Source organism: Clostridioides sp. ZZV14-6009 (genome assembly GCF_020658095.1).
Taxonomy (GTDB): Bacteria; Bacillota; Clostridia; order Peptostreptococcales; family Peptostreptococcaceae; genus Clostridioides.
The window spans coordinates 200,403-212,465 of sequence record NZ_JAGWDG010000001.1; the positions used below are offsets into that span (position 1 = coordinate 200,403).

Consider the following 12,063-nt stretch of genomic DNA (forward strand, 5'->3'; position numbering starts at 1 on the left):
AAGGCAAACATATTAATAAAATTAAAGTTGACTATGTTACAAAATCGTATTAATATGTTAGAATAACTAAGTGTATTTAAATTAGGAAAGTGAGGAAATTTTATATGACAGTGGAACAAATGACAAAAATAGCATATGATGCCATAGAAGATAAGCTGGGTCAAGATACAGTTATAATAAATATAGGAAAAGTTTCTAGTTTATGTGATTATTTTGTTATTACTACAGCATCTTCTCAAAGACAAGTAAAAGCTATAGCTGGTAATGTTGAAGATGAATTAGCAAAACTAGGATTAGAGCCAAGAGGAAAAGAAGGACAAGGAACTCAAACTTGGGTACTTCTTGACTATGGGGATATAATGGTTCATGTATTTAATGAGGAAAATAGAGGATTTTATAATTTAGAAAAATTATGGAAAGATGCACCTTATATAGATATTGACACATTAGCATAAACATGATAATATATGTTATTATAGTTAGAAAATTTGAAAAATTGTATTGAATTGAATAGACTAGAGCAGTAAAAGATTATATTTTTTCAGAGAGTTAGTGTAAGGTGAGAACTAATATTATATAACTTTGAACTTACTAGATTAAAACCTATTCTCCATGGCTGGATTAAAAGCTATCTAAGAGAGTCTATAAAAGTAGGCTAATTAGGGTGGTACCGCGAAGATTTATCCTCGTCCCTAAACGTAAGTTTAGTGACGAGGATTTTTTATTTTCAAAGAATTATTTGGAAATTATAAGTAAATAATATTAAACAAAGTAGTTGAACGCAACTAAAAATAGGAGGCAAAATATGAGCGTATATAATTTTAAACAAGTAGAATCGAAATGGCAAAAAATTTGGAAAGATAATAACCAATACAAAATGGATACAGCACAAACTGAAAAACCTAATTATTACACATTAGAAATGTTCCCTTATCCGTCTGGAAAGATACACATGGGACATGTTAGAAACTATTCTATAGGTGATGTTGTCGCAAGATTCAAAAAAATGGAAGGTTATAATGTACTTCATCCAATGGGATGGGATTCTTTTGGTTTGCCAGCTGAAAATGCAGCTATAAAACATGGAATACATCCACATAAATGGACAATGGAAAATATAGAAGAAATGAAAGAACAATTAAATTTATTAGGGCTTAGCTATGATTGGGATAAAGAAGTAGCAACTTCAACTCCAGAATACTATAGATTTACTCAAGAAATATTTTTGAAATTTTTAGAACATGGTCTTGCATATAAGAAAAAATCTTATGTTAACTGGTGTCCTTCTTGTGAGACTGTTCTTGCAAATGAACAAGTTGTTCAAGGAGCATGTGAAAGATGTAAATCAACAGTATTAAAGAAAGACTTAGAACAATGGTATTTTAAAACTACTGAATTTGCAGAAGAATTACTTAATGATTTAGATACATTAGATGGATGGCCAGAAAAAGTTAAAATAATGCAAAGAAACTGGATAGGAAAAAGTACAGGAGCAGATTTAGTATTTGATATAGATGGAACTGACAAATCTATGACAGTATTTACAACTAGACCAGATACAACTTATGGAGTTACTTATATGGTACTTGCTCCAGAACATGAACTAGTTAAAGAATTGGTTGCTGGTACTGAGTATGAAGCAGATGTTGAAGCTTTTGTTCAAAAAATGCATACTATGACAGAAATAGAGAGAACAGCAGCTGATGTAGAAAAAGAAGGTATGTTTATAGGTAGATATGTTATAAATCCTTTAAATGGAAAAAAAGTTCCTCTATGGATAGCAAACTATGTATTAGTTGAATATGGAACAGGTGCTATAATGGCAGTTCCTGCACATGATGAAAGAGATAGAGATTTTGCTGAAAAATATAATCTAGATATAATAGATGTAATAACAGAAGATAATAAAATGATAAATTCAGAAGAATTTGATGGATTAGATGCTTCAGAAGGATTTGAAGGAATAATAAATAAATTAGAAAAAGAAGGTAGAGGAAAGAGAACAATTAATTATAGATTAAGAGACTGGTTAGTTTCAAGACAAAGATATTGGGGTTGTCCTATACCTGTAGTTTATTGTGATGAGTGTGGAATAGTTCCAGTTAAGAAAGAAGATTTACCAGTTCTTTTACCAACAGATGTTGAATTTACTGGAAAAGGAGAGTCTCCACTTACTACTTCAAAACAGTTTATGTCAGCAACTTGTCCTCACTGTGGAAAACCAGCTAGAAGAGAAGTTGACACTATGGATACATTTGTTGATTCTTCTTGGTATTTCTTAAGATATGTAGACAATAAAAATGAAGATGAACCATTTAGTAAAGACTTAGTTAACAGATGGCATCCGGTAGACCAATATATAGGTGGAGTAGAACATGCTATAATGCATTTACTTTATGCTAGATGGTTTGTAAAAGCATTTAAGAGTATGGGCATGGTAGACTTTGATGAACCATTTAAAAACTTACTTACTCAAGGTATGGTTCTTATGGACGGTTCTAAGATGAGTAAGTCTAAAGGCAATACAGTATCTCCTATGGATATAATTGATGAATATGGAGCAGATACTGCAAGACTTTTCGTATTATTTGCAGCACCACCAGAAAGAGATTTAGACTGGTCAGAGCAAGGTGTTGATGGATGCTTTAGATTCTTAAATAGAGTATATAGATTAGTTGATGAGTTAGCAGATGTCTTCAAAAAAGATGTTGAGTTTGGCGAGTTAAGTTCTCAAGATAAAGATATGAGATATACTATACATTCTACACTTAAAAAAGTTACTGTAGATTTAAGTGAGAAATTTGGATTTAACACTGCTATATCAGCTCTTATGGAATTAATAAATGATATGTACAAATATAAGGAGCTAGATAATATAAATGAAGCAGTTATAAAAGAAGGTGTACAAACAATAGTAACTATAATTTCACCATTTGCACCTCATTTAGGTGAAGAATTATGGACTATGATAGGTCAAGAAGGAAGTGTCTTTGATATAGATTGGCCTAAATATGATGAAACAGCACTAGTAAAAGATGAAATAGAAGTTGTTGTACAAGTTAATGGAAAGGTCAGAGGAAAGTTAACTGTTAGCTCAAATATATCTAAAGAAGATATGGAAAAAGTGGCTTTAGAAGATGAAAAAATTAAAGCTCTAGTTGAAGATAAAACTATAGTTAAAGTTGTTGCAGTTCCTAAGAAATTAGTTAATATAGTTGTGAAATAAATAAAAAAATTGTGAAATAAATAAAAAAATAAAGCTATAAAATAAAATCCCCTTATTGCAATATAATTAAAAAATTGCAGTAGGGGGAAATTTTATTTTAAACTCTATGATATAATTTATTTTAAATTCTAAACGCAATAATATAATTAACAATAGATTCCTTTTTCAAAGAAGTCTTTGATTTCATCAATATTATTAGTCTTTCCAAGAGCTAAAATAAGTTTTATTCTAGCTTTTTGCCCTGGAAGGTCTCCACCAAATATACATCCTATATTTTTTAAATCTCTACCAGAACCAAAGTAACCATAACTATCAAATACTCTACCTGAATGGCATCTAGAAACTATAACAACAGGAAGCCCTTTTTCTCTAGCATATTCAACACCAGAAAGCATCTGAGGAGGAATATTACCTCTACCCATAGCCTCAATAACTATACCTTTATATCCACTATCAACAGCAAATCTTATAAAATCTGCATTTTCTCCAACATATGCTTTAAATAGTGCAACTTTAGATTCTACCTTATCAGTATCTATAATTGTTCTATTTACAATATCTCTTGTAAGGACAAGTTCGTTACAGTCGATTATTCCCAATGGACCACTAGTTAAAGATTTAAAAGTATTTAAAGAAAGTGTATTTGTTTTAGTAGCTTCAGAAGCCAATAGTACTTCATTATTTAAAACTACAAGAACTCCTTTACCCATAGCATCTTTAGATACAGCAGTACAAACTGATGCAGATAAGTTGCTTGAACCATCATAACCAAGTTCAGAGCTACTTCTCATAGCACCTGTAACTATTACAGGCTTAATGTTGTCAATTGTAAGGTCTAGAAAATAAGCAGTTTCCTCTAAACTATCAGTACCATGTGTTATTACAACTCCTGTGATATCTTTTCTTGCTAATAAATCATTTACATAATTTTTTAATTCCATCATTCTATAAGGTGTTATATGAGGTCCTGGAATTTCATCAAAATTAAAAACTTCAACATCTGCAACTTTATCAATGTTAGTGACCATGGATAATATTTGTTCCCCAGATAAAGTTGGTATAGCAGCACCTACTTTATCATCTACTGTCATAGATATAGTTCCACCAGTAAAGACTATGGCAACTTTTTTCTTAATACTCATAATATTCTCTGCCTTTCACAAATAAAATTTATAATTCCGATAGGATTATATCAAAAAAATTTATTTAGGTCTATATAAATTCTTTTATTCGCATAATTTAGATATTTCAGTGTACTAGAATTATTTCTTTGTTTTTTCCCATTCAGCAATATAACTATTCAATATCTCTCTTATGGCTTTCCCTATTTTAGTGTAGGCTTCATCATATAGATTTGCTAGAGATATTCTAATTGACCATTCAGGTCCGTAGAATCCATTTCCACTAAGTAAGACTACTGAATAATCATTAGCCAATCTATAAAGTATATCTACTGGAGATGCATTCTTACTTATAAATCTGAATAAATCTTCTCCATAGTTTATTTTAGCCCATTCTTCAATATCAAACTGAGTATAATATGCAGCATTATTTTTATTTTTATTAACTGGAAGCTCTAAAGCTTCAAACAATAGTTTTTGACGTCTATGACATATACTCATATTAAGTTTTTTGTAGGCATCAACTTTATCAATTAATGCAAATGCAGAGAAAAATGACATTTGAACTTGTTGTGGAGTTGAAAGACCAGCAGTATGATTGAGAGCAACAAGTCTACTATCAGCAACAACTCTTTCCATAAATGAAAGGCTAGAAGGGTTAAGACTCATATCACTGTAACGCTTATCTACTGATTTCTTTAATTCTCCAGTTAAATCATTTATTTTTTTATCAAAAACATTCTTTTTATGAAGAGCGAATGTACCAAGTCTCCATCCTGTAACTCCAAAATATTTTGAATAAGAATAAACTCCAACCGTGTTATAAGGAAGTTTTGACATTAATGATGAAAAATCTTCTACAAAAGTCCCATATACATCATCTGATATTATCATTAAATCCTTATTATAATTTTCAATTACATCTATTAGATTATTACAAGATGTCTCATCCATAGCTATAGATGCAGGGTTGTTAGGATTAACAACAAATAAAGCTTTAATAGAATTGTCACGAAGCTTTTCTAATTCTTTCTTAGTATACTGCCATGTATGAGCACCTTTTTCATCAACCGCATTGGCGTTTATATTTACAACTTTAAAATCATATCGAGGAAGATTAGGTATCTCAAGATAAGGTGTAAATATAGGAGTCATTAAAGCTATTGTATCGCCCTTTTTTAGAAGTTCATTTGCCATTAATGAATCAAATATATAACACATAGCAGCTGTAGCACCTTCAACAGCGAATATTTCTACATCACCATATTTACCTGATATATCATATTTCATTTCTTGAACTAGATAATCATGTACTATTTTTTCCATATGAGGTAACATTCTATCTGGAAGTGGATAATTATCACCAATAATCCCATCGGCTAGTTCATGAACAAATTCATCACCATCAAATCCAAGTTCATTTATACCAAAATTTATAATATCTCTAGCTAAGTACGCTCCAGGCATATCTATATTTTCATTTATATATTTAAAGAATCTTTCCTTAATGCCCTTTTTTTGAGGCATACCAGCTAAATGACCTAAATCCCAATTAGAACGGGTTTCAGTAATCGCAAAATGACCAAAAGTGAAAAAAGCTTCTCTAGCAGTTGAACAAGTCCAATTTGGATTTCCACGACCTGCATCAAGCAATTCTCTATGATTTTCATTTGCAGTATGTTTCGCAATATCTATTAATTTGTCCTTAAATTCAAAAGGACTTATTTTTCCATATATGTTTTTGATTTCTTTATAAGTATTATTTTTCATGTTTAATTCCTCCTTATGTAATAAGTTTCACATTTTTATAATAAAATAAACAAGTTCCTAAAATGATTATACTTTAATTATAATAGGTTTATAGAAAAAGTAAAGTATAAAATTAAAATAATAACTCTATTTAGCTTTATAAAATGTATGTTAAAAGATAAAATACCTTTTAATAAAAAATGATTACTATATAAAATAAAACTCTAATTTAACTTGCATTTTATTTTTTTTATTTTATTTGTTGTAAAAGGTATAGTTTTATTATTATGAAAATGTATAAAATAAAACTTTCTTTTTGTTTAAAGTTGTTTATAAAAATATTTTAGGTTAGATTGGTAATATTAATGTTATTAAAGAAAATTAAAAAAACAATTTTTAATTAAACAAAATAATATAAATATAAATTTTAGTAAAAATAATAAAGAATAAACTGTTATTTTGATAAAAAAGTAAAAATTATTTTAATATTATCATTTAGTGTAATGTAACTCAATTGAATATATATGTTTATTGTATTCAATTGTTGTATTTTTAGTTTTTTTGTGATTAATTAAAAAATTATAAAAATCGTTTACATGTTGATTTTTAAAAAAAAAAGATATAGAATTATATAGAAAGTAATAAATAAAAATTGGATTTACGGGAGTGGAATAAAATGATAAATGTTACCTTAACAGATGTGAAAGAAGCTAGAGAGACCATTAAAGACATAGTTAAAAAAACTGATTTACTTGAAAGCGTTAAACTTAGCGAAAAAACAGGCGCAAAGGTTTTTTATAAATGTGAAAACCTTCAAAAAACAGGGTCTTTTAAATTAAGAGGAGCTTGTAATAAAATAGCAAGTTTAACAGACGAAGAAAAAGCAAGTGGAGTAATAGCTTCAAGTGCAGGGAATCATGCACAAGGTGTAGCATTAGGCGCAAAAATGACTGGTATAAAATCTACAATAGTAATGCCAGCAACTGCACCATTAGCAAAAGTTAGTGCAACTAAAGGTTATGGAGCAGAAGTAGTTTTAAATGGTGCAGTTTATGATGATGCATATTCAAAAGCTGTTGAAATACAAAAAGAAACAGGAGCAACTTTCTTACATCCATTCAATGATAAATATGTTATAGCAGGGCAAGGAACTATATCTCTTGAAATTTTCGAACAATTAAATAATAAGGTTGATACTATACTATGCCCAGTTGGTGGTGGAGGAATAATATCTGGTGTTGCTGTTGCAGCAAAGGCATTAAATCCTAATGTAAAAATAGTTGGTGTTCAAACTGCAAATATACCTTCAATGAAAGAGTCAATTAAAAACGGCAAAGTAACAACAGCATTTAATGATAGTACAATAGCTGATGGTATAGCTGTTAAAACTCCTGGAGACTTAACTTTTGAAATAATAAATGAATTAGTTGATGAAATAGTAGTAGTTGAAGAAACAGAAATAGCTGAATCAATATTATTTATGATGGAAAGTCAAAAGATAGTTTCAGAAGGTGCAGGGGCTGTGTGTACAGCTGCAATATTAAGTGGTAAATATGTACCAGCAAAAGACGAAAATGTAGTGTGTATAATATCTGGTGGTAATATAGATATAAATACATTATATAGAATAATAGGTGTTGCTCTAGCTAAAGAAGGAAGAAGATATTCATTTAGCACAATTATGGAAGATAAGCCAGGAAACTTTGCTGAATTAACTAGAATAATAAGTGAGAATGGTGGAAATATTTTAAGTGCTAATCAAGGTAAATTATCAGCAGGTGAAGCTCTAGGAAAACAAAGTGCGGAATTTATATTAGAAACAATAGATTATGACCATATAGCGAAAATAAAGAAAGCAATAGAAGAAAAAGGTTTTAAAATTATAGAATTATAATAAAAAGTGTATATAATATACAAGAAAAATAGTATAATAGTGTATGAAGATACATTTTATGTATAGTAGATTAACCAATTAGGAGGATTTTAATATGAAACATGAAGTATTGCATACTAATGATGCACCAGCAGCTTTAGGACCATATTCTCAAGCTATAAAAGCTGGAAACTTATTATTTGTATCTGGACAAGTTCCACTTGTACCAGAAACTATGGAAGTAGTTGAAGGAGATGTACAAGCTCAAACTGCTCAATCTCTAAAAAATCTTAAAGCAATATTAGCTGAAAGTGGAGCTGATTTTTCAAATGTAGTTAAAACTACAGTATTTATAAAAGATATGAATGAATTTGGTGCTATAAACGAAGTTTATGCTGAGTATTTTGGAGAAAATAAACCAGCAAGAGCTTGTGTAGAAGTTGCTAGATTACCAAAAGACGTTAAAGTTGAAATAGAAGTAATAGCTGTATTATAAGATTACAATATTTTTCAAACTGAAAAAAAGGGGCTGTCTCAAAATAGAGATAAGCCTTTTTTTCATTGTTGAAATGATGAAAATATATTTGATTTCATACAAAAAAAGAGTGCCTCATAAACTAAAAAGTTCATTTTAAGATACCTCCTTTTTTTATATTAACTTCTAATAGTTTGTCGTTCTTTTATAAAACATATTGATATAACTAATCCAATAAATGCAAGTGTGGCTGCTATTGAAAATGCTACATCTATTCCATGGATATTAGACAGGATAGCTGAACTCATGTGAGCTTTTTTAGTAGCAGTTGTCATTATAGTAATAAGTATAGCAGAGCCTATAGCACCAGATATTTGACGAAGTGTACTATTAATTGCTGTAGCATGAGATATAAGTTCTCTATCTAGTGTTTTAATTCCCCATGTAGTTAATGGCATTAGAACCATTGAAATACCAATCATACGAATACAATACATTAATGATACATGAATTAAAGATGTATCCTTGCCTAAAAACGCAAAAGATAAAGTTCCTAAAAATAAACATCCAGTTCCTAATATTGATAGAGCGTGAGGACCATATTTATCTAGATGACGTCCTGCGACTGGATTTAATGCAACCATTAGTATAGCACCAGGCATCATTAAAGAACCTGAAGCAAGTGCAGAGAATCCCCTTACAGATTGAATATATAGAGGTATCATTAATGTAGCAGACATCATTGAAGCATATACAATCATAATTAATAATGTAGAAATAAGAAATGGTTTATTTTTAAAAACTCTTAATTCTAAGAATGGTTCTTTAGATTTTAATTGACGCCATGTAAATAAAATTAATGATACAATTCCTAATATTATTGGTAAATATGTGGCACTATTAGTCCACCCATAATTACCTTGATTAGTAAACCCAATCAATAAACCACCAAAGCCTAAAGAAGATAGTATTATTGAAGGTATATCCAGTTTTAGTTTTTGGGCTTCTCCAACATTCTTTAATAATATAAATGAAAGTATAACATCTAGTATAGCTATAGGTGAAAGTAGTAAAAATAAACTATGCCAACCAAATGAATCTACTAACCATCCAGATAAAGTTGGTCCTATTGCTGGAGCAAATCCTACTGTAATACCGACTAGACTCATAGCTGTACCACGTTTTTCTATAGGGCATAAATATAATATAATAACTTGTAAAAGTGGCATTAAAGAGCCAGAACCTACTGCTTGTAATACACGAGCAATCAACATAGTTGAAAAATCACGAGAGAAAAGCGCAATAATGCATCCTAAAGAAAAGATAGTCATTGATGTAATAAATAATTTTCGAGTACTAAATCTATTTATCAAGTAAGCTGTTGTAGGAATAATGATACCTGCAATAAGTAGATAAATTGTAGTTAACCACTGACCAACATCAGCAGTAATTTTAAAATCTGACATTATATTGGGAAGTGCAGTTGCCAGTAATGTTTGACTAAGAGAGCTTATAAAAGCACCAGTCATTACGATTGCTATTATCAAATTTCCTTTTTTATTGTTTTTGCTATTACTTTGTATTTCCATAGTTTATAACGTCTCCTTTTTTAACTGATTTTTAATACTATTCAATAAAAGTACTTTTGGTCTCAAAATGTCTTCTTTTTCTAGATATGTAATCATTGCATCCATAATTAAAGAATCGTATAGTTGATTTTTTCCTTCTTCATATAATTTTTTTGATGCTTCTAGTAACTTAGGGTTTTCAATAAGAGAAGTGTTTGTTTTGATTAGCTCTTCTATATCCTGTATTGTTTTAAAAAATAATGATTTACTATAAAGAGAAGAGTAAGCTTCATCTTCTTGTTCATATAAAAACATTGATTTTTCAATTAAAGGATTTAGGTTATCAGCATTTTCTACAACTAAATCGAGTATTTGGATAGTAAATTCAGCAATAAAGTATACATTTATTTCTCTTTTTTGTATATGAATAATATATGTAAACTGGTGAATTAGAGCATCTAGTAAGAAAACTAAATCAAATAGAATGTTTTCTATTTTGTTGCCATAATTATCAAATAAACTCAACTTATATTCATTTAATAAATTAGCACGAGATTTTTTTTGTAACTTACTTGTCGTTTTACGTTGCACTTCAGAGAAATTTTCCCTCACATAAGTATTTATAGTAGTTCTAGAAAAAATATTTCCCCATACAGCTATTATTTTTCTTTTTAATTTTTCAGATGGATGGATATCTTTATTTTCATTAATAGAATGTATAATTTCTAAAAATTTTTCATCATAATAATTAATTATTTCACAGATAAAACTTTCTTTAGTTTCAAAATGTTTATAAAAAGTAGCTTTAGACATTTTACATTCTTTTACAATATCTAGTATTGAAGTATTTTGAAAACCTTTTTGGTCAAAGATTCTTTGAGCAATAGTTATAATAAGTTTTTGCTTGTCAGTCAATTGGCTATCTCCTTTCATATAAAAACGATAAGTACTAAATAGTACTTTAAAGTTTCCATAAATACATTATACATCATTTGGAAAAAAAATCAATATCTGGACCTGTGATATAAAAAATTTGAAAAAAATATTGTTAGTTTTAGTAATACAAAGAAGAATTTAAGAGTTTCTTAAGAATTGTTTAAAGAATTTGCAATAAATTAATGATATGATTATACTATGAAGTAAAATGTCTTTAAATTTTTTAGGTATTAAATCTAAATTATGGGGGTGTAGTATATGAAAAAGAAAAGAGGTTTGATTATAGCTTTTGCATTTTTTCTAGTTTTCGCAAAAATGTTTATTAATATCTCTAGTGGAGAAAATAAAATCATGGCATATGAAATAAGTAAGTATAGAAAAGGTGTGAACGTTTTATCAATAAATAATATTGTAGTAGCAAACAAAAAGTATAGCTTGCCTGAAGACTATTCTCCACAAGAAAGTAATGAAGCAAAAGATGCTTTTTATAAAATGAATAAAGAGGCTCAAAAAGCAGGATTAAATCTAAAAGCCTTTAGTACATATAGAAGTTACAAATATCAAGAAAAATTATTTAACTCATATGCAGAAAAAAATGGTGAGAAGGAAGCAAACAGATTTTCAGCTAAGCCAGGAGAAAGTGAACATCAAACTGGACTTGCATTTGATATTGGAGGAGACGACCAATCTTGTTGGGCAAATAAAAAATTTAATAATACAAAAGAAGCTAAGTGGCTGTATGAAAATGCATATAAGTATGGATTTATACTTAGATATCCAGAGGGAAAAGAAAATATAACAGGATACATGTATGAATCATGGCACTATAGATATGTTGGAACTGAACACAGTAAAAACTTTGCAATGAACAATTTAACTCTAGAAGAATATTTGCATATAGATTAAGCCATAATTTGTTAAATTTAGGTTAAAATAAAAAATAAGCTAGACTATTAATTGTGTAAAGTGTTATAATGTAAATACAATTAAAGATAACTACTCGAAGGGGAGTAGCTTACACGAAAGTGGTAATTAATCGTCAGGACAGTAGAAATACTCGGTTAATTAGCAAGGAATTCCTTGATAGCAAGACCTTCAAAATAAGCATTAAGTAT

The 12,063-nt window shown here is 29.0% G+C and carries 9 protein-coding genes; 5 read left to right on the plus strand and 4 right to left on the minus strand.

Annotation, left to right across the window (positions count from 1 at the left end; translation table 11 throughout):
• Positions 1 to 104 precede the first annotated feature (104 nt).
• Both rsfS and leuS read left to right on the plus strand, forming a co-directional pair.
• The gene (gene rsfS / locus KGF36_RS00875) at positions 105 to 455 is read left to right on the plus strand and encodes a ribosome silencing factor (protein WP_227828159.1); all 351 of its coding nucleotides are present in this window, start codon (positions 105 to 107) and stop codon (positions 453 to 455) included.
• Positions 456 to 805: 350 nt separating this feature from the next.
• On the plus strand, positions 806 to 3,226 hold the full coding sequence (leuS, locus tag KGF36_RS00880; RefSeq protein WP_227828160.1) for a leucine--tRNA ligase: 2,421 nt from the start codon (positions 806 to 808) through the stop codon (positions 3,224 to 3,226).
• Positions 3,227 to 3,372: 146 nt separating this feature from the next.
• On the opposite strand, the gene KGF36_RS00885 is transcribed toward leuS, so the two are convergent.
• Both KGF36_RS00885 and aspD read right to left on the minus strand, forming a co-directional pair.
• On the minus strand, positions 3,373 to 4,368 hold the full coding sequence (locus tag KGF36_RS00885; protein WP_227828161.1) for an asparaginase: 996 nt from the start codon (positions 4,366 to 4,368) through the stop codon (positions 3,373 to 3,375).
• A gap of 120 nt (positions 4,369 to 4,488) precedes the next feature.
• The gene (gene aspD, locus KGF36_RS00890; RefSeq protein ID WP_227828162.1) at positions 4,489 to 6,117 is read right to left on the minus strand and encodes an aspartate 4-decarboxylase; all 1,629 of its coding nucleotides are present in this window, start codon (positions 6,115 to 6,117) and stop codon (positions 4,489 to 4,491) included.
• 655 nt (positions 6,118 to 6,772) lie between these two features.
• Here aspD and ilvA point away from each other — a divergent pair.
• Both ilvA and KGF36_RS00900 read left to right on the plus strand, forming a co-directional pair.
• Positions 6,773 to 7,990, plus strand: coding sequence for a threonine ammonia-lyase (gene ilvA / locus KGF36_RS00895; protein WP_227828163.1), 1,218 nt, complete (start codon positions 6,773 to 6,775; stop codon positions 7,988 to 7,990).
• A 94-nt stretch (positions 7,991 to 8,084) separates the two neighbouring features.
• Positions 8,085 to 8,465 carry a RidA family protein gene (locus KGF36_RS00900; protein ID WP_227432527.1) on the plus strand — a complete coding sequence of 127 codons (381 nt, stop codon included), beginning with the start codon at positions 8,085 to 8,087 and terminating at the stop codon, positions 8,463 to 8,465.
• A 158-nt stretch (positions 8,466 to 8,623) separates the two neighbouring features.
• Here KGF36_RS00900 and KGF36_RS00905 read toward each other — a convergent pair whose 3' ends face one another.
• Both KGF36_RS00905 and KGF36_RS00910 read right to left on the minus strand, forming a co-directional pair.
• Positions 8,624 to 10,033, minus strand: coding sequence for an MDR family MFS transporter (locus KGF36_RS00905; protein WP_227828164.1), 1,410 nt, complete (start codon positions 10,031 to 10,033; stop codon positions 8,624 to 8,626).
• A gap of 3 nt (positions 10,034 to 10,036) precedes the next feature.
• On the minus strand, positions 10,037 to 10,927 hold the full coding sequence (locus tag KGF36_RS00910) for a TetR/AcrR family transcriptional regulator (RefSeq protein WP_227841078.1): 891 nt from the start codon (positions 10,925 to 10,927) through the stop codon (positions 10,037 to 10,039).
• Positions 10,928 to 11,206: 279 nt separating this feature from the next.
• Here KGF36_RS00910 and KGF36_RS00915 point away from each other — a divergent pair, with 279 nt between their 5' ends.
• Entirely contained in the window at positions 11,207 to 11,854 is a 648-nt protein-coding gene (locus KGF36_RS00915; protein WP_227828166.1) for a D-alanyl-D-alanine carboxypeptidase family protein, read from the plus strand.
• Positions 11,855 to 12,063 lie beyond the last annotated feature (209 nt).